A 19392-nucleotide genomic window follows, 5' to 3' on the forward strand; every position below is an offset into this window, starting at 1 on the left:
GGGGAATTTACTTAAATCAATTCTCTCTCTTCTCTCTATTGATAAGTCTGTTAACTATTACCTTTTAACAGATACAATTACATAGGTTAATTATATAAATATAGTAATATAATATATGTAGAATAATACGCCCGTATAAAATGTTTGCTTTTCCGGAAACAAAGCTTCGAGAAGGCAAAGAAATATCTGTAATTAAACCGAACACCGTTCACCAGTTGAGATTACTACATGAGATTACTACATTTATAGTTCGGAAATAAGTTTGTTTCATATATATGAGCCAGTACACAAATTCAGCTATGTACAGTAAGTATTAATTGTATTAGGCTATTGCCATTTTGAATGAGTGATAAGATGAGTTATTTAACGGATAATATATCACAATTTATCAATACCTACTATCTGGATCCCATAAGGACCGATGACGGGTATAACCTTGTAAACACTTTTACCTGGGCAGTGGTACTGGGCATTTGTATTTTCGGGGTTTTCAGGCTCCTTGAAAAACTGGAAGTAAAGATAACACCCAGGTTCATCCTCTCAATCCTGCCATTCGTACTTGCAGGCTCTTCTCTGCGCGTGCTTGAAGATTCCCCCGCAGGCATCTTTCACCCTCCTTTCTCCTATTTGCTTATAACCCCGAATATTTATTTCCTGGTTTTCGGGATAACCGTAGCCTGCCTCTGGCTCTCAATCCGGCTGCAGAAAGCAGGGCTTGTGAAAGAGTATCATTCCGTTTTCGCAGGCTTCGGGCTGGCATGGTTTTTATTAAACCTCGGCACACTGCTATATTATGAGAACATTGTAGTTGCTTACGTTCCGGTCTTTGTGCTTGGAGCAGGGATAGGGTTGACCTTTACCTTTTACATGGTTGCGCGCCGCTTAAAATCCTCGATATTTACCGACCCTCTGAACCTGTCTATCCTTCTGGCCCATATGCTGGATGCTTCTTCGACATACATAGGGATAGATAAACTGGGGTACTTTGAAAAACACGTGCTTCCCTCTTATCTCATTAAACTTACTGATACTGCATTGGTTATGTATCCATTAAAACTAATTATCTTCGTAGGGGTTCTTTATGCACTTGATACCCAGTTTGAGAAAGATGAGGAGTCAAACAACCTGAAAATGCTTATTAAAATGGTTATTTTGATCCTCGGGCTTTCTCCGGCAACCCGGAACACAATCCGAATGATGCTGGGAATCTGAAATAAAGGGTAAACAGGTACCTGCAGTGGACACCGGGATTCAATAAATTAAGTCTTTATTGGGGATAAACATGGAAAGAGAGGAAGACTATTATTTACGGGAGAGAAAAGGAGAAGTAAGAGCAGAAACTCCTGAAGGGGAGAGGGAGGAAAAAATATATGCTCCAGCGGAAAATGCCTTTTTAGCTGCCCACGGAGAAACAAAATTCCGGCCAGGAGGAAGAAGTACCTCAAAGGTATCTGAGTTTACCAGCTACCTGCGTTTTATCTGGCCATATGTAATATTCATTACCTTTGTGTTCTTCGGGGCTCTATTTGCAGGCTATACTTCATCGGCAAATTTTCCGGATATGGCTGATACGCTCATGGAAGGTTTCAGCTCCCGTTTCGCACCCCTCATGGATAAGCCTCCGATAGTCATTATGCTTGGAATCTTTCTCAACAATGCCTTTGTAAGCCTGCTTTTTCTTGTACTCGGGCTTGTCTTCGGTGTCCTTCCGGTAATGTTTATCGCCTTTAATGGATATATTGTAGGAGTTATCTCTAACCTCGTAGCCCAGGAAAAAGGCCTGCTTTTTATTTTCCTTGCCCTTCTCCCGCACGGGATCGTGGAACTACCCATGGTCTTCATATCAGCTGGGATAGGGGTCAGGCTCGGGCACCAGGTTTTCTCTGCCCTTATAGGCAGGCCTACTGAGATCAAAAAAGAATTTAAAGAAGGGATCAGATTTTATTTCCACTGGATCGTGCCTCTTCTTTTTCTGGCAGCAGTAGTTGAGGCCTTTATTACACCTCTGATCCTGAGTTTCCTTTAAAAATCGGGTAAACGTGAAGATTACTGTGAGAGGACAAAACAGCCACTCCAGCTTACCCTTCATTATATAAACGATTACTTCTATTAGAAAGGGTTTTAATAGGTAAAGCCGTTAATGGGGAAAAATCCAATCAGAGCTTTTGTTTCCTAAAACCTGGCAAGCTACCGCCGGGATCTGTACTTCAGGCATCTCGTCTCGAATATCAGGTTAAGAATCACATATCAGGTTAAGAATCACACAGTATCAGACCTGATCACCATCTCACAGAATTATCAACACCTCGAAAAAGCTGAGGGACATTATATATGATTGACAGGAAAGAAATTAAGGAAATCGTTGAAGGCTATTACGCGCATGCTGATAAGATTAAAGTAGGGACCATTGCCTCTCACTCAGGACTCGACATCTGCGACGGAGCAGTTGAAGAAGATTTCAGGACCCTTGCAGTCTGCCAGGCAGGAAGGGAGAAGACCTACACCGAATACTTCAGAGCTCAGAGGGACCCTTATGGGAAAATAAAGAGAGGAATTGTCGATGAGGCAGTTGTATTTAAGAAGTATAACGAAATTCTCCTGCCCCAGAATCAGCAGAAACTGGTTGACGAGAATGTGCTTTTTATCCCTAACCGCTCTTTTACTTCCTACTGCAGCATAGATGAAATCGAAGAAAATTTCAGAGTGCCTATGGTAGGGAGCAGGAACCTTCTCAGGAGCGAGGAACGAAGCGAGCAGCAGAGCTACTACTGGATCCTCGAAAAAGCAGGGCTTCCGTTCCCGGAAAAAATAGAGTCTCCAGAGGACATTGACGAGCTCGTAATGGTAAAGCTTCCTCATGCAGTAAAGACACTCGAAAGGGGATTTTTTACGGCTTCAAGCTACGGGGAATACCTGGAAAAATCCGAAGCCCTTATAAAACAGGGAGTGATTACGCGTGAAGCTCTTGAGACTGCCAGGATCGAGCGTTATATTATAGGGCCTGTGTTCAACCTTGATATGTTCTACTCCCCAATAGAGCCGAAAATGAGCAAGCTGGAGCTCCTTGGCGTTGACTGGCGCTTTGAGACCAGCCTGGACGGGCATGTAAGGCTCCCTGCCCCTCAGCAGATGGCTCTTGCCAAGCACCAGCTCACCCCGGAATATACGGTCTGCGGACACAACTCGTCAACTCTTCGCGAGTCCCTCCTTGAAAAAGTATTCGAAATGGGAGAAAAGTATGTAAAAGCCACTCAGGAGCACTACGCACCTGGAGTTATAGGGCCTTTCTGCCTCCAGACTTGCGTGGACAAGGACCTGAATTTCTATATTTATGATGTGGCCCCGAGAGTAGGCGGCGGGACGAATGTGCATATGTCAGTCGGGCATTCCTACGGCAACTCACTCTGGAGAAGACCGATGAGTACGGGCAGAAGACTTGCCTTTGAGATAAGGCGCGCTCTGGAGCTCGAGAAACTTGATATGATCGTCACATAAATTTATTAAGGCTTTCCGGCATTAGTAGATATGAGTTGTGCAGGATACCGTAAACTTTAAAAGTATCATCTGAATCTGTTAGATTCAAGCCTTAACTAAAAATTTAATGACAGAACTTGCCCGGGTTTCCAGCTTGGAAATTCAGAATTTGCCCGGGGGAACGGGTTCGGGCTCATGTAAAGCCCGTCCCAGTAAAATCCCGCTTCAAGTTACAGATTATAATAAAACCAAGGATCACATAGTGAAAATTAGGGATTAGATTAGTTTTAGAGTTGAAGTCTGCAGGCCTGAGGGAAAAAAGCAGTTAAACTCCCTGAAGGTGCAGATTTCGGATAAATACCTGCCTTATATCAGAATACCTGCCTTATATCAGATTATCTTCACTCTACTGGAGGAAACTACAACTTGAGTCAGCCCTGTGTTAATATCGGCATGGTAGGCCATGTCGACCATGGAAAAACCACACTTGTTAAAGCTTTATCCGGCGTGTGGACGGATACGCATAGTGAAGAAGTAAAAAGAGGGATTTCGATAAGATTGGGGTATGCGGACTCCCCATTCATGAAATGCCCGAAATGCCCTGCCCCTCAGTGTTATACTGTGGAAAAGACCTGCCCCAACTGCGGAGAAAAAACAGAAGAATACCGGACAGTGTCCTTTGTAGACGCCCCTGGGCACGAAACCCTGATGGCAACCATGCTTTCAGGAGCTGCAATCATGGACGGAGCAGTGCTCGTAATTGCCGCAAACGAAGAATGCCCGCAGCCCCAGACGAAAGAACACCTTATGGCTCTGGACATAATAGGGATTGAAAACATTGTTATCGTGCAGAACAAGATTGACCTTGTATCCAGGGAACGCCTTGTCGAGCACTACCACCAGATAAAGGAATTTGTCAAAGGCACGGTCGCAGAAAATGCACCTGTAATCCCGATCTCAGCCCAGCAAAACATCAACATCGATATCCTGATCGATGCCCTGGAAACCCAGATCCCGACTCCAGTACATAAAGCAGGCAAGCCTGCCAGCATGCTGATTGCCCGTTCTTTTGACATTAACAGGCCCGGAGCCTCAATTGATGAAATCCGCGGAGGAGTTATCGGAGGCACCCTTACAGAAGGCTTACTTCATCCCGGCGACGAACTTGAGATAAGGCCCGGAATAAAAATCACAACCGAAGGCAGCACTAAATGGGTTCCTATCCTGACCACGGTCTCATCCATTTTTGCAGGCGCAACAAAGGTCGAGGAAGCAACTCCCGGAGGTCTTCTGGCTGTTGGAACCTACCTTGACCCTACCCTGACAAAAGGTGACTCTTTAACCGGACAGATCGCAGGCATACCAGGCACTCTTCCTGAGACCAGGCATCAGTTTGTCATGGAACTGCACCTGCTTGAGAGGGTTGTGGGAGTCACCAAGGAAGAAAAGATCAATGAAATCAAGACCAGTGAACCCCTTATGTTAAATATAGGAACCGCAACGACTGTAGGTGTGGTCACAAGTGCCCGGAAAAATGAAGCACAGGTGTCACTCAAACGCCCAATAAGTGCAGCAGTCGGGGCGATGGTTGCTATCAGCAGGAGAATCGATTCCCGCTGGAGGCTCATTGGAGTAGGGGTAATAAAGAGTTGAAAATCATAATCGATACTAACGGGTTCATGATCCCTGTCCAGTTCGGAGTGGATATTTTCGAAGAACTGAAAAGGCTGGGTTTTAATGAGTTCTATGTGCCTGAAGCTGTTGTATTTGAAATCGAAAAACTAATAAAGCGGGAAAAAGGTTCAGACAGAACAGCCGCAAAGGTTGCCAGGTCCATGATGACCAGGTGCGAGCGAATAGCCGGTACGGGGCCTGCGGATGACGTTATTCTCAGGCTCGCGGGAGAGATGAAAGCGGCTGTTCTGACAAATGATATAGGGTTGAAGCGCAGGCTTGCAGAACACAGGGTTCAGGCCGTGTCTCTGCGCCAGAAAAACAGACTTGACGTTGTCTGAAAACCCCACCGGACATTTCCGGGCAGCAGTTCCATTGATTAGGTTTACGGGTGATTAGCAGATGTATAAATTAATGAAACTCGTTGATACTGTTCGTATCCCTCCCACCCTTCTTGGGGAAGAAGTGATGCCTACCATTAAAAACGCGTTAAGGGAAAAACTTGAGGGGCAGGTTGACAAAAAGCTTGGCTCCCTTGTCACGGTTTACAATATCGACGAGGTAGGAGAAGGGCATATCCTCGTCGGAGACGGGGCCGTATACTATGATGTGACATTCGAAGCAGTAATGTTTATTCCAGAGCTCCAGGAGATTATCGAAGGTGAGGTCGTGGAAGCCGTCGGCTTTGGAGTTTTCATAGGAATGGGTCCAATGGACGGGCTGCTCCACGTAAGCCAGATTACTGACGACTTTATTTCCTATGATGCCAAAAACGCAAGGCTTGTCACTAAAACCGGAGGCAAGTCAATTGCTGAAGGGGATCATGTAAGAGCCAGAATTGTTGCAGTAAGCATCAATGAAAGGGAACCGAAAGAAAGCAAGATCGGGCTTACCATGCGCCAGACTGCCCTTGGAAAACTGCAGTGGCTCGAAGAAGCCCGCAGGAAGAAGCAGCCTCAGGAAGTCACAGGTGAAAGACTGCCTGAATAAAGAAGGCAAAAGAGAGGATTGCAATGCCAGAAAAAGTCTGTCGACACTGCCTGAGGGTCCTGGAAGGGCAAACCTGTCCTGTTTGCGGAACTTCAGACCTTGCAGAAGAATGGAGTGGACTTGTGATAATTCTTGACACAGAACGCTCGGAAATCGCAAAAAAACTCGGGGTTGACATCCCGGATAGATTTGCCTTGAAGGTGCGCTGAGTTGAGTGTTCATATCGAACTTCCGAGAGAACTTCGCCCACTTATGAAAAGACCCCTTGGTACATTATATAGGGGAAAGGGCAGGGATACCATAGAAAAGTTTGTAGGGGAGCTTGCAAGCCCCACAAAACTTATATCCGTAGGGGATGTTACTACATTCCACCTGCTCGAAGCCGGGATTATTCCGGACATCTGTATTGTGGATGACCGTACCAAAAGGAAACCGGTATCCAGAGATGTGTCGGCCCGGAACAGGGATAAGGTCTATGAAGAAGTTTCGGTTGACAATCCCGCAGGGATTATCACCGATGAGCTGATAAAAACCCTTTGCGAAGCGTTTGCCTCAGAAAAGCTTCTCCGCATTTTTGTAAAAGGAGAAGAGGATCTGGCAACCCTTCCGGTAATCCTTATGGCTCCGCTGGGGTCTGTGGTCCTTTACGGGCAACCCGATGAGGGTGTGGTCTTTGTAGAGGTCACCGAGGAAAAGAAGGAAGAAATAAGGGCTCTTTTTGAAAAGCTCATCAGCAAAAATCAGAATAATGAATTGGATAAGATACGGAGAATTTTAGATGGACATAAAGATCCTTAAAGATAAAAATAATGCACTTTTAAACAGAAGGGAACTGGATTTCATTGTGAAATATGAAGGTTCTACTCCTTCCAGAAGTGATGTACGGAACAAGCTTGCTGCAATGTTGAATGCTCCCCTTGAACTTCTGATCATCCAGAGGATCAACACAGAGTACGGAATGCAGGAAAGCAAGGGTTATGCCAAGCTCTACGAAGATGCAAGCCGCATGAAAGCAGTAGAACTGGAATACGTCCTGAAGAGAAACCCTGCCCCCGGAGCAGAAACTGAGGAAGAAGAGGCGTAAGCCTTACTGAGGTGTATAAACATGGCAGTAAAAGATTACTACAAAGTCCAGGGCGACTCCGTAACCAGACTCAAACAGTTCTGTCCCAGATGCGGACCAGGTGTATTCCTTGCCGAACACAAAAACCGCCTCGCCTGCGGAAAGTGCGGCTACACCGAATTCAAGAAATAACCCGCTTGGGAAATCATAACTCATTTTTCAACCCGAGCCGCAGGAGTTTTTCCTGCGGCTCCTTTCACTTACGCCCTCTTCCGGAGGAAAATATCTTAAGTCTTTTTTAAAATATCTCAAGTCTTTTCTGAGAAATATCTCAAGTCTTTCCTGAGAAATATCTCAAGTCTTTTCTGAGAAATATCTCAAGTCTTTTCTTTGCAGATTATGCCAAATTCGGTTCACTTTTTCCACTTAAGTTGTCGCAGGTCTCCTTTCAATATTTATATTTTTTTAGACCCCAATTATTTACCTAATTAAATATCGCTAAGTTATATTTTAGGAATATTTTTATGCAATAATTTATCTATTTTGTATGCTAATTTCTATTTGGAAGTAATATCTTTAAGTTATATCATTTTTTGAGGACACCTACGGAAAGATGTCTCAAACTTAAAACAATGGATAAAAAACAAGTTATTTTCAGAATATTATACTTCATCCAAAATATAGTCCGAAAGCTGAAAGACACTGTTTAGCAAGGAGAGGAATAAAATATGCCTGAGGAAAGTACGAAAACAAAAATAATCAGAGTAAAGAACATTCACGTAAAAAGCCTGAAAATAAAGGGTCTGAGACCAAAACATCTTATTATAAAGAACCTGAATTTAAAGGACATCAGAAAAGTAAAGGGATAACATGTCAGAGAAAAACACGAGAACGAAAATTATCACAATAAAAGACTCGAACATAAAAAATCTGAAAATAAAAGGTTTAGGGCCAAAACCCCTTATCATAAAAAACCTGACCTTAAAGAACGTCAGGCTGATCTTCAAGCTTCCGCCGGAAAAGAAAGAGTGAATGACTATTGGTTTAGCATCTAAAAAAAGCTGTTTTTTTATTTTCCGGAGATTTACTTTATAAAGCATAAAATGGTATTTAATATAAGATGTTTAAAATAAAATTTAATAGCAGCTTATTTTAGATCATATATATTTATAGATATTAATAAAACCTAAAATAAATGATGATATCTAAAAAATTAGAATACTTTATTATAAATCCCTTAATGAGAAACCTAATTCTGAAATGAGCTTAAAAAACGAATCAAAATAAATAAAAGCATCAAAAAAAAATTAATGTAGCTGTAAAATCCCTCTTCCTCGACAATTTTACTACCTCCTTTTATTAGATATACCGATTGATAACAGAGAACCATCAACCATTATCTTCACATAAATATCTTTTTTTGGACAAACTCTTTTATGAATAAGCCCTTTTTGGAATAAATCCCCATTAATGAAACCTGAAGCTCAATCGAGATCTCAAATTTAGCAAATCAGTAACTATTTTCTGTAGTCGTATATATAGCCGGGCGCATATATAATTCCACACAAATATTTTTAGAAGACAATTCCCGAGGCACCATGCACTCTCTTTATGCCAGAGCCTGGTACAGTAAAGCACTTGCTCTTTTGAACCTGAAAAATCCGATCGGGTCAGAGAAAAATTTTGAAAAGGCTCTTGAAGCTTTCGATGCCCTGATTGAGATAAACCCTCAGGACACAGTTGCCTGGCAATACAGGGGAAATATACTGCGGTACCTGGATCGACCGGAGGAAGCTCTGGGGGCTTTTGAAAGGGCTCTTGCTTTTGATCCGGACAATGTTTCTGCCCGCTACTTTAAGGGGCTTACACTCGGGTACCTGAACCTTCCGGAGCAGGCTCTGGAGGCTTTCGAAGGGGTGCTTGAAAGAGACGCAAACCATGCAGGAGCTCTTTACTACACCGGGCTTGCCTTAAACCGGCTTGGAAAGCATATCGAAGCAGTTTCAGCCCTTTCAGAAGCCCTTGAAATAAATCCTGAAAACCCTGGAGCCTGGTACTACAGGGGAGTATCCCTCTACATTCTGGGAAAGAGTGGGGAAGCTCTTGAAGCTTTTGAAGAAGCACTGGCACTGGAACCCTTACATGCAGGGGCCTGGGAAGGCAAGGCAAAAGCATACCTTTCCCTGGGAAGAAGAAGGGAAGCTTTGAAAGCATGTGAAAAGGCTCTGGAACTTGAACCTGCTTCTGCAGGAGCCTGGGAAACTCAGGGGAAAATTCTGGAAGGCATTGGAAAAAAAGAAGAAGCGCTTGAAGCTTTTGAAAAAAGCCTTATTCTTGAGCCCATGAACGTAAAAAACAGGATAGAAAAAGGCAAGCTGCTCGGAAGCCTGGGAAGGTATGGGGAAGCGCTTCAGGCGTTTGAAAGTGTACTTCAGATGGACAGCTCCCTTACTGAAGCAAAAATTAACAGGGGAAAAGCCCTGCTGGCTCTTGGAAACTATCAACAGGCACTTGATTCATTCAGTAAAACCCTTAAAGAAGACCCGGAGAATTCAGAAGGCTGGGAGGGGATGGGCAGCTGCTTCCTTGCCCTCGGAAAATATTACGAAGCAATGCAAGCTTACGAAAAAGCCCTCTCCTTCGGGCCAGAAAATAGCTGCATCCTGAGCGGTATTGGGGAGGCCTATTATGAGTTTGGAGATTGTTCCAGAGCTCTTGAGGCTTTTGAGAAGGCTCTGAGGCTTGATATAGAGAATGCCTTTGCCTGGAACGGAAAGGGAAATGTACTCTGCAAACTCGGGAAGTACAGGGAAGCCCTCGAAGCTTATGAAAATCTCCTTACACTTGATTATGACAGCCTGCCTGCCCGCTACAACCGCGGAGTCGCCCTCTCCAGGCTTAAAACCAGGCAAAATAATACCGAAGAGCCTCTTGAAAACCAGCTTCAGACAGCTTTTAAAAAATACCTTGAGCTGTCCGAGGAGCTTCCTGAAAATAAAATCGGGGCTAAGGGCTGGAAATACAGGGGGCTTGCTTTTGTCGAACTTGGAGAATATAAAGAAGCACTTAAAGCTTTTGACAGAGCAGCAAAACACAGATCAGAGGACATATCTCCCCTTGTCTACAAAGGAATTGCCCTCATATGCCTTGAAAAATATGAAGAAGCTCTGGAGGCTTTTGAGCAGGCAGAAGAGATTTTTTACACAACCATAGGCACAGAAAAAGCCGGAAAGCCCGGTGAAGAACAAAAAGTGGAGATGTCCCGGATTCTGGACCCTGCCGGGAAAAAGCCCGTGCTGGAAATGCTCAGGACCGCGAAAGGTTTTGCCCTTGACGCTCTTGGCAGATATGAAGACGCCCTGAAAGCTTTTGAGAGTGCCAGAAAGCTTTCCGGAAACGGGAAAATCTCCTGTTCCGGGAAAGGTATTGTTTTTTCACACTGCGGAGAATGGAAAAAAGCCCTGGAAGCGTTTGATACAGCCCTTATCTTCGATCCCAAAGATGCCACGGCTTCGGTAATGAAAGCCTTTGCCCTGATAAGGCTTCAGGATTTTGAGAAGGCTGCCGAGGTCCTTGAGAGGTCCACAGTAGAGAAGACGGACCCTGATCTTCCCTCCTGCCTGCTGGGTTTTGCCTTTTCTAAGCAGGGAGGTTTTGAAAAAGCCCTTCAGGCTTACAGGAAAGCAACTGAAGCAAACCCGAAGAACATTCATGCCAGAAACGGGCTTGCAGAGATTTACTTCAGGCTCGGGAACAGCATGGGTGCTTTAAAAGAGCTTGAAGCTTCAATAGCAGAAGCTCCGGAGAATGCCTTCTCAAGGAGCCTGAAAGGCAGAGTAGAGCTTGAAGAACAGGCATGTGAAGACGCTCTTGAGTCCTTCAGGCGAGCTCTTGCCCTGGATACGGAAGACCAGAGGCTCCTGCTCTGGGATGCATACGCCAGGTATATGTGTGCAGAAGCTTCTTTTGAGGAAAATAGTGCACGTTTCAGGTACATGCTCCTTGCAGCTGCCGGAAAACTTGAAAAGGCAGCCATTTGCCAGGAACCCGAAGACAACGAACTGAAAGCTTATGCCCTGTACTTCCTGGGACTTTTTTACTGCAAGATCCGTTACTTCCGAAAAGCTTCGGAAAGGCTCGAAGAATGCCTGAAGCTTGAGAATTCCAGGAAGGTAAAACAGCCTGCAACCCTGCTCCTTAAAAGTATCCGCTCAAGAAATCGTAGATATGCCTGGTGGGAATGGTGGCTTGCTCCGGGAACATACGGTTTTATTAAAAAAGCAGGATTCGGGTTAATTTTCCTTTTGATCTTCAGCTTGCTGCTGTCTCACCCCGCAGCCTCAACCCTCCCCATTGTATCCTGGCCGGCATCCATTGTAAGCCAGATTTTTTACCAGCCTGGTGAAAACAATGTCTTATGGGCGCTTTATGAAAAAGAGTATGTAAGCTCGATTTTGATTTTGTCCGCCCTCCTGTTCCTTCCGGCATTCGGATTTGGCAGGCCGGAACAAGAAGAACTTGAACTTGAAACGCTTACTCCACCGCCTCCGGACTTTGACATCCCTGCATCCATTCTGGAAGGGTTTACGGAAAAGCTTGAAAAAAGCCTGTTCTCTCCGGAACCCATGAGAGAAAGCATTGAGAAACTCGGGAAGTTTTGAAGCTCGGGAAGTTTTGAAGCCAGAGAAAAGAAACCGGAAAAGCAAATGTATATAACCCTCTCCGATATTATCGAAGGCAGTGATAGCAAGCAGAGGAGACGCACCGGAAGGAGAGTGGAAGCCGTGAAAAACACATTCATCCTTGGAATCGAAGGCACTGCCTGGAACCTGAGTGCCGCAATCGTGACCGAGACCGAGATCATTGCCGAGGTCACAGAGACATATAAACCCGAAAAAGGCGGAATCCACCCCAGGGAAGCCGCCCAGCACCATGCAAAATATGCAGCAAGTGTTATCAAAAAACTCCTTGCAGAGGCAAAAGGAAAAGGGGTAGAGCCTTCAGATATTGACGGCATAGCTTTTTCTCAGGGCCCCGGACTCGGACCCTGCCTGAGGACTGTTGCAACCGCAGCCAGGGTGCTTTCCCTGTCCCTGGGTATTCCTCTTATAGGGGTCAACCACTGCATTGCTCATATAGAAATAGGGATCTGGAAAACCCCTGCAAAGGACCCTGTAGTTCTTTATGTAAGCGGGGCAAATTCCCAGGTTATCTCATATATGGAAGGGCGGTACAGGGTCTTTGGCGAGACTCTTGATATTGGCCTTGGAAACGCCCTTGATAAATTTGCGCGGGGAGCAGGCCTGTCTCACCCGGGAGGGCCTAAAATCGAGGCATGCGCAAAAGACGCAAAGCAATATATCCATCTCCCGTATGTGATTAAAGGAATGGACCTCTCATTTTCCGGACTCTCAACTGCTTCAAGCGAAGCCCTGAAAAAAGCCTCGCTTGAAGATGTCTGTTATTCCTATCAGGAAACAGCTTTTGCAATGGTTGTGGAGGTTGCAGAACGAGCCCTTGCCCACACAGGAAAAAAGGAAGTGCTGCTGGCAGGCGGGGTGGGTGCAAATACCAGGCTTCGCGAGATGTTAAACAAGATGTGTGAAGCCAGGGATGCAACGTTCTATGTGCCCGAAAAACGCTTCATGGGCGACAACGGGACAATGATCGCATATACCGGGCTCCTGATGTATAAGTCCGGAAATACCCTCTCCATTGAAGACTCGCGCGTGAACCCGAGTTTCAGGACCGATGATGTGAAAGTGACCTGGATAAAGGAAGAGGGTATGAAAAGGGTCCCTGAAATCTCTCCTGAGACGTTCTTCAGGACTCCCCCCGGAGAAATGCTGGACAGTGGGGCTGAAGCTGTTGTTTACCTTGAGGATGGACCTGAAGGGAAGAAGGTGCTTGTCAAGGAAAGGGTCCCTAAGGTTTACAGGCACAGAGAGATAGATGAGAGGATAAGGAGAGAAAGGAACCGGGCAGAAGCCCGCCTGATGTCTGAAGCCAGGCGCACGGGAGTACCTACGCCAATCATCTACGATGTTGAGGAATTCAAGCTCAAAATGCAGTTCATCGAAGGAGTCCCCATAAAGTATCTTATAACTCCCGAGGTTTCGGAAAAGGTCGGAGAGCTTGTGGGCAAGTTGCACAGTTCAGGTATAGTGCACGGAGACCTTACCACCTCAAACCTCCTGCTTGCGGGCGAGAGGCTTTACCTCATTGACTTCGGGCTTGCTTATTTTGACAAAAGCCTGGAAGCCAGAGGTGTGGATGTCCATGTGCTTTTCCAGACTTTTGAAAGTACTCACCGCGACCACGAAACCCTTGTTAAAGCTTTCGAAAAAGGGTATGGAAGTACTTTTATAGATTCAGAGGATGTACTCCGGCGAGTTGAAGAGATAAAAAAGAGGGCTCGCTATGCATAAGATCGTCTTTGTTACGGGAAATAAGGGCAAGTTTGCCGAAGTAAGGGATATCCTCGGAACTTTCGGAATCGAGGTAATCCAGAACAAAAATGGTTATCCGGAACTCCAGGAAGATGAACTTGAACCGATCGCGGCTTACGGGGCACAGTATGTTGCAAACAAACTGAACATGCCTGTGATGGTAGACGACTCCGGGATCTTCATAAATGCCTTAAACGGCTTTCCGGGCCCATACTCCCGTTTTGTGGAAGACAAACTGGGAAATCCTAAAGTGCTCAAAATGATGGATGGAGAAGAGGACAGGGCCGCATATTTTAAAACCGTAATCGGATATTGCGAACCCGGAAAAGAGCCCCTGGTTTTCCCTGGAATAGTGGAAGGGAAAATCGCATACGAAGAGCGTGGCATGGGCGGTTTTGGATACGACCCTATCTTCGAGTACCAGGGCATGACCTTCGGGGAACTCGGGGACGAAGAGAAAAATAAGGTTTCCCACCGGCGCAGGGCTGTCGATAAGTTCCTGGAATGGTTTACCAGCAGGGCTTAAAAACCCTGCACTTTCAGAAAAATTGCCTGCAAAGGCCATTTTCTTAACTTTATCTCTTTTTTCACTTAATATTATTCTTCTATTCTCTTTTTTCATTTTATTTTATTCTTCTATTCTCTTTTTTCACTTTCTTTTATTCTTCCAGTTTGTGCTTGAGCATATCAAGGGCCACACTGAGCTGATTTAAACCCAGTTTCAGGGCAACAGTAATGATCTTGTTATTTGAAGTATGGCCGAACTCTCGTTTGATTGCAAATAAATCCATTATGCACTGCTGGTCCAGGACGAGCGGCCCGTCAAGCAGATCTTTTGAGGTAGGCTTTTTGCCTTTAATATCGATTTTCTTTGGCTCGGTTTTTGACCCGTTTTCCGATTTTGCAGCCCCTTCTCCAGCTTCAGGTCCTTCTGGCTTTTGCCCGTGGACGTATTCCATTTGCTGGAGACAGTGAGTCAGGCAAACGTTTTTTATAAATTCTTCAACTTCCATGCCGTTAAGGGCTGCATACTTTTTGATTTCCTCAAGCTGCTCCTCAGAAAAAGGAATGCATAGCAGATTTTCCTCGCATTCTTCGGTTATCCCAAACCCTCCTGTGTGTTCCGATGAATTGTACTTTTCATTTTCAGTTTATCTTTTTATCAGGTTTATCTTTTGAGCATTATTTTATTCAAGGTTGCTTTTGTCAGTCGTCTCCTGTTATCTTTTAGCCTGCTCTTTATCTTCAAGTTTTCCTTTTAGATTTTAGCTGCCAGAAAACTTCTTCTTATCGAGTAAAATTTTTTATTATGTGAAAGTCATTTACAATTACATGAAAAAAATTATTTCCGACACTGTGGCCGCAGATACGATCCCCCTTAAACTCGTAGTCTATCTTGGGCTTCTGGCTGCAGTAGTCCTCCTTCTGGCCCAGGCCTGGAATATAGCCTCTCCCGTCCTTCAGGAAGCGGAGATTAAAGCCCAGGCAGAAACTGCTTCCCTTTCCCTTCTCTCGATCCAGGGAGGATATGCCCGAAACCCTGCAGACAGGTACAGCCCTGAGGGGAGCATGTGCACCCTGATCTTTTCTCTCCCGCCGTCTGTCAGGTACATCAGTTTCGGAGTGGACCCCGACCAGGAATGTAATGGCAACCTGACCGATTCCGAGTGGGTTCCGGAAAACAACACCCTAATCTACCAGTACAAAAACGGGGTTAAAAAAAGAATGCTGCTTGAAGGAAAACCCATCCACTTTATAAAGGGCATACAGAATTCGGAAGGCATCTGGATTCCTGCCGAAAGCCAGGACAGCAGCCAGAAGGCTTCAGTGCTCGAAAGTACGGGCGTGGTAATAGAAGCCCCGGTTTCGGGCGAGTTCCGGTTTGAAATGGTTACCCTGGACGGCATAAAATATACAATGGCCAGATTCTGAAACAATGGCCTGGTTTTGAAATCAGGAGTCAGAAATCAGGAGTCAGAAATAAGTAATGCCCTTGCCGGGGCTCCGTCGCAACCCTCAACTTTAAGGGGCAGGCACAGGAAAAAATACATCCCTGTATCGACTGAGCTGAGGTCAAGACATTCCACGATGTTCACGTTATTTGAAAGAAGCATGTGATGAGCAGGCAGGCTTTCTGAGTAGAGGCTGTCCACGGAAAATTCATCAATTCCTACTGTTTTGAACCCGTTCCGGACAATCCAGGTTGCAGCAGTTGCATCGAGGTATGCAGATTCCTCAAATTCCTCTTTTCTATCGGGTTTCCCTGCCTGAAAGCCAGGAATTTCGGGATTTTGTTCATTCCGGAAAGAAGCCTTTGTTTTCAGGAGGAGGATAGAAACGCGTTCAGTAATTTTCTGGTCATTATAAGCCTTCTCAAGAATATTGTCTGTCAATGCCCCATTTCTTCGGGATAAATCCAGAACAACCGCCTTACCCATAAGGCTCTCAAGGTCCAGTTTATCAACTGAAAGTCCATCTTTCAGGATGTGAGACGGAGCGTCAACGTGCGTGCCGGTATGGCTCCCGAAACTCAATCTGGATACTGCACACCCGTCCTTTTCGAGAATACAGACCCTTTCAATTGAAGGCTCCGGGTCTCCTGGAAAAATCGGAGTGAGAGATGAAATAGGGACTGTAACATCTATGATATTTCCCTTAACTGGCATTTTTTCCGGGGCAAACATCTCTTTCCTACCTTGTCCTGACTTTTTTGGACTTTGTTCTGACTTCACTTCGACTTAATTCTCATATAATTTCATGTAAATAATTCTCATGACATTCAATGTAAATAATTCTCATGTCATTCCATGTAAATAATGGATCTGTTAGTACATTCATCTATGCATTTCATGCAAAGGTTACACTTTTCAGGATCGATTTTTGCAAGCTCGTTTTCTTCATAAATGGCCCCCAAAGGACAGACGTCCTTACACTTACCACACCTTTTGCAGCCAAAAACTACGACGTATCCATCCATCTCTGACATCAGTGAACCTTTGGTACCTTACAGATATATTAGTTTCTGATCCATTAATTTCTGAACCGGGCCCGAAAAAATTCCTTTTCATTTGGGAGATCTCATTCGGGGCAAGGGCCGGCATCCGGAAACAAGCCTTATATAGGACAAAAGAATATGCAGTCTCAGGTATGGAAAAGTTCACAGAAGATGAGACGGGCTCCTTTTGCAGTTATCTTTCAGAAGGCTGCAGGCTCTGCCAGCAGGGCGCCAAAATGGTGCTCTTTGTAACTGGCCTTTGCCCTAAAAGCTGTTTTTACTGCCCACTTTCCGATGAAAGGCGTGGAAAAGACCTGGTTTTTGCAAACGAAAGGCTTGTAAAAAGCGATGAGGATTTGTTGAAGGAAGCTGAGCTTATGGACGCCCTCGGGACAGGGATTACTGGTGGAGAGCCTCTACTTAAAGTGGAGAGAGTCCTGCACTACATCCGCCTGCTTAAGTCCTCTTTTGGAAAAGCTCATCATATTCATCTTTATACGTCTCTTGCTCCTGAGAGGGAAACCCTTGAAAAGTTAGCAGAAGCAGGCCTTGACGAAATCCGCTTCCATCCTCCACAGGCTGTCTGGGGAGAGCTCATGCACAGCCCCTATGCAGATACCCTGCGAAATGCAAAAGATCTGGGAATAGAAACCGGAATAGAAATTCCTTCCCTTGAAGGTGCAGAGAAAGTTGCGGCTTTTGCAGAGGAAATGGGAATTTTCCTCAACCTGAACGAACTGGAATTTTCTGATAATAACTCAAATGCCCTTCATGAAAATGGGTTTTCCCTGGAAACAGACATTTCCTGTGCTGCTGCCGGGTCCCATACTTATGCTAAAACTGCCTTTAGTACGTGCAAAAGAGTGCATTTCTGTTCTTCGACTTATAAGGATGCAGTCCAGCTGCGCAAAAGGTTTCAGAGGATTGCAAAAAACACAGCAAGAGAATTTGACGAGGTCACGGAAGAAGGCACTCTTATCTATGGGGTTATCAACGAAGGGGACCAAGAACTTGCAAAAGAGATCCTCAGGGAGATAGAAGTTCCTGACGAACTATATGAAGTAAAGGAAGGAAAAATTGAGATCGCCTGGTGGGTGCTTGAAGACCTTAAGGACGGACTCAAAGAAGAACTTGAACCCCTTGGAACAAAGCTTTTCATAATTGAAAGGCATCCTTTTGAAGACGGGCTGCTTGTAGAACTTATTCCTCTATGAGGGCGTCTGCCCGGACTTTAATCCAAATTCCTTTTAAAGAAAGCAGGACAAGATTTTTTCAGCGGATCGGCACATAGATAAAAATTTATAGAAGATTGACCTTATAGAAGATAGACCAATAGAGTTTAGAGAGCTACTAATCTTCTCTCTGGTTTGATTAGATATGGAAGATCCTAAATGCTCTCAGATCCGTTTCGTGTGAAAAAATAAGCCATAAATTTGGAAAAGGGGGGGGTCCTTATGCCATATCCGGTCGTACATGTTCTGTTTTTTTTGTTTTGCATCGGCGCGGTAGCCATATATGCTATAACAAAAGCGCTCTCTCGCGGAGAGCTCTCATTCAGAGACTCAAGGAAGCTACTATTGCTGATGTTTGTAGGTGGTTTATGCACTATGTTCCCGGATCTAATAGTTGTATATAATCTGCTCATAAACGGCACTTTACAACATTGCTGGGTTGGCCCGATCCCGACACATTCATTGCTGTTCAGTTCTACTGCAATTCTGTTCGGAGGGATTGTCGGATATGCTGCATACAGGGAGCTCAATAAAGCGGTATACATGGCAATTTTTGCAGAATCTGCTTTCCTCACGCACCTGCTGTTAGATGATATAGCTGAAGCATACTGTCCTTATCTCTATCCGCTTTACAATAAACCTACCAGTGTATTCTTACTAATGAATGCAGAATTCACAGGGGCCGGTTTATTTAATTATCTGACAGCATCTTTTGTATCTGTTTTCTTTATATTCATTGTAATATTAATGGCACTGTTTGCTTTGAGTCGATTTGGGTTTGAATTCAGTTACAGAGCGGAAAAATGATTCGAGATCGGGTTGAAAGATTAAACAAAATACATTGGGAAAAAATAAAAAGTAGTGGATTAAAATAATCAGAGATCAATACTCAGAAATACAATAAGTAATGAAGATAAAAAAGTAAAAGGGATTAAGGCCCTGTAAATCAGGTTTTGAGATCCCCTACGCCATCAAGCTTTTTAACGACTCGAGCCGGATAACCCAGAGCAAGACTGTTTGGAGAGATATCACGGGTAACCACAGATCCAATACCAATTATCGAGTTATCTCCTATCTCGACTCCCTGGGTGATTATACATCCAGGATTTACAGAAACTCCACTTCCGATTTTTATGGGATCTATAGTCCTCGGATATGCCTGTCTTGTGGTCAGGCTACCTCTGGAATGAGCTGAGAGGATGCAACGGTCTCCTATTTCAGAGTAATCTCCCACTGTGATCATTTCAGGGTGAAGCCTGTCAAAGACCACATCATAGCCGACATATACGTTTTTTCCGAGATTCACGCCTCGCATTTTATGAAATTTCGCTCTCCATGAAGGAATCGGAAACCACGAAGCAACACGTTCCAGAACCCAGTTCTTAAAGTACTTCATTCCAAAGACGAGTTTATTGCTATGGTAATGATCAGCTACTTCATTAAAAGTTACTTTATCTCTGTTAGATATCACGGTAGTCATGGTGATGCCCCCCATTTTGCGGTGAAAAACACCTG

At 44.7% G+C, this 19392-nt stretch carries 21 protein-coding genes; 17 read left to right on the forward strand and 4 right to left on the reverse strand.

Annotation, left to right across the window (positions count from 1 at the left end; translation table 11 throughout):
- The first annotated feature begins 342 nt into the window (after positions 1-342).
- From EO95_RS03455 to EO95_RS03515, 14 genes are all read left to right on the forward strand, one after another.
- Positions 343-1212, forward strand: a complete 870-nt coding sequence (locus tag EO95_RS03455; RefSeq protein WP_394297345.1) for a DUF63 family protein — start codon at positions 343-345, stop codon at positions 1210-1212.
- 70 nt (positions 1213-1282) lie between these two features.
- A complete protein-coding gene (locus EO95_RS03460) occupies positions 1283-2026 on the forward strand; it encodes a stage II sporulation protein M (RefSeq protein ID WP_048132187.1) in 744 nt (247 codons plus the stop codon).
- 305 nt (positions 2027-2331) lie between these two features.
- The gene (locus EO95_RS03465) at positions 2332-3495 is read left to right on the forward strand and encodes a formate--phosphoribosylaminoimidazolecarboxamide ligase family protein (protein ID WP_048132189.1); all 1164 of its coding nucleotides are present in this window, start codon (positions 2332-2334) and stop codon (positions 3493-3495) included.
- A 405-nt stretch (positions 3496-3900) separates the two neighbouring features.
- Positions 3901-5127: a translation initiation factor IF-2 subunit gamma gene (locus tag EO95_RS03470; protein ID WP_048132190.1), complete on the forward strand. Its 1227-nt coding sequence runs from the start codon at positions 3901-3903 to the stop codon at positions 5125-5127.
- Entirely contained in the window at positions 5124-5489 is a 366-nt protein-coding gene (locus EO95_RS03475; RefSeq protein WP_048132192.1) for a PIN domain-containing protein, read from the forward strand. Before EO95_RS03470 ends, EO95_RS03475 begins: the two co-directional genes overlap by 4 nt.
- Positions 5490-5550: 61 nt before the next feature.
- Positions 5551-6138: a DNA-directed RNA polymerase gene (locus EO95_RS03480; protein ID WP_048132194.1), complete on the forward strand. Its 588-nt coding sequence runs from the start codon at positions 5551-5553 to the stop codon at positions 6136-6138.
- 23 nt (positions 6139-6161) lie between these two features.
- Complete coding sequence (gene spt4 / locus EO95_RS03485; protein ID WP_048132197.1) at positions 6162-6347, forward strand: transcription elongation factor subunit Spt4; 186 nt, start codon at positions 6162-6164, stop codon at positions 6345-6347.
- A 1-nt stretch (position 6348) separates the two neighbouring features.
- Positions 6349-6936 (forward strand): GTP-dependent dephospho-CoA kinase family protein, encoded by a 588-nt coding sequence (locus tag EO95_RS03490; RefSeq protein WP_048132199.1) that lies wholly within the window; start codon positions 6349-6351, stop codon positions 6934-6936.
- On the forward strand, positions 6917-7222 hold the full coding sequence (locus EO95_RS03495; RefSeq protein WP_048132201.1) for a 30S ribosomal protein S24e: 306 nt from the start codon (positions 6917-6919) through the stop codon (positions 7220-7222). Before EO95_RS03490 ends, EO95_RS03495 begins: the two co-directional genes overlap by 20 nt.
- A gap of 21 nt (positions 7223-7243) precedes the next feature.
- Positions 7244-7393 carry a 30S ribosomal protein S27ae gene (locus EO95_RS16950; protein ID WP_048137678.1) on the forward strand — a complete coding sequence of 50 codons (150 nt, stop codon included), beginning with the start codon at positions 7244-7246 and terminating at the stop codon, positions 7391-7393.
- Between the two features lie 678 nt (positions 7394-8071).
- Positions 8072-8233: a hypothetical protein gene (locus EO95_RS17430; RefSeq protein ID WP_156161095.1), complete on the forward strand. Its 162-nt coding sequence runs from the start codon at positions 8072-8074 to the stop codon at positions 8231-8233.
- A 566-nt stretch (positions 8234-8799) separates the two neighbouring features.
- A complete protein-coding gene (locus tag EO95_RS03505) occupies positions 8800-11862 on the forward strand; it encodes a tetratricopeptide repeat protein (RefSeq protein ID WP_048132205.1) in 3063 nt (1020 codons plus the stop codon).
- Positions 11863-11907: 45 nt separating this feature from the next.
- On the forward strand, positions 11908-13629 hold the full coding sequence (locus EO95_RS03510; protein WP_048132207.1) for a bifunctional N(6)-L-threonylcarbamoyladenine synthase/serine/threonine protein kinase: 1722 nt from the start codon (positions 11908-11910) through the stop codon (positions 13627-13629).
- On the forward strand, positions 13622-14176 hold the full coding sequence (locus EO95_RS03515) for an XTP/dITP diphosphatase (protein ID WP_048132211.1): 555 nt from the start codon (positions 13622-13624) through the stop codon (positions 14174-14176). Before EO95_RS03510 ends, EO95_RS03515 begins: the two co-directional genes overlap by 8 nt.
- Positions 14177-14309: 133 nt before the next feature.
- On the opposite strand, the gene EO95_RS03520 is transcribed toward EO95_RS03515, so the two are convergent.
- Positions 14310-14663 (reverse strand): hypothetical protein, encoded by a 354-nt coding sequence (locus tag EO95_RS03520; RefSeq protein ID WP_048132212.1) that lies wholly within the window; start codon positions 14661-14663, stop codon positions 14310-14312.
- Between the two features lie 319 nt (positions 14664-14982).
- Between EO95_RS03520 and EO95_RS03525 the strand changes: the two genes are divergently transcribed.
- Complete coding sequence (locus EO95_RS03525) at positions 14983-15582, forward strand: hypothetical protein (RefSeq protein ID WP_048132239.1); 600 nt, start codon at positions 14983-14985, stop codon at positions 15580-15582.
- A gap of 35 nt (positions 15583-15617) precedes the next feature.
- Here the strand turns inward: EO95_RS03525 and EO95_RS03530 are convergent, their stop codons facing one another.
- On the reverse strand, positions 15618-16316 hold the full coding sequence (locus EO95_RS03530) for a cyclase family protein (protein ID WP_235282843.1): 699 nt from the start codon (positions 16314-16316) through the stop codon (positions 15618-15620).
- A gap of 134 nt (positions 16317-16450) precedes the next feature.
- A complete protein-coding gene (locus EO95_RS03535) occupies positions 16451-16636 on the reverse strand; it encodes a DUF362 domain-containing protein (protein WP_048132215.1) in 186 nt (61 codons plus the stop codon).
- A 161-nt stretch (positions 16637-16797) separates the two neighbouring features.
- Between EO95_RS03535 and EO95_RS03540 the strand changes: the two genes are divergently transcribed.
- A complete protein-coding gene (locus EO95_RS03540; protein ID WP_048132241.1) occupies positions 16798-17859 on the forward strand; it encodes a radical SAM protein in 1062 nt (353 codons plus the stop codon).
- 240 nt (positions 17860-18099) lie between these two features.
- Positions 18100-18684 carry a metal-dependent hydrolase gene (locus EO95_RS03545; RefSeq protein ID WP_048132218.1) on the forward strand — a complete coding sequence of 195 codons (585 nt, stop codon included), beginning with the start codon at positions 18100-18102 and terminating at the stop codon, positions 18682-18684.
- 139 nt (positions 18685-18823) lie between these two features.
- On the opposite strand, the gene EO95_RS03550 is transcribed toward EO95_RS03545, so the two are convergent.
- A complete protein-coding gene (locus EO95_RS03550) occupies positions 18824-19372 on the reverse strand; it encodes an acyltransferase (RefSeq protein WP_048132220.1) in 549 nt (182 codons plus the stop codon).
- Positions 19373-19392: the final 20 nt, after the last annotated feature.

It is taken from the genome of Methanosarcina sp. 1.H.T.1A.1 (assembly GCF_000979295.1).
Taxonomy (GTDB): domain Archaea; phylum Halobacteriota; class Methanosarcinia; order Methanosarcinales; family Methanosarcinaceae; genus Methanosarcina.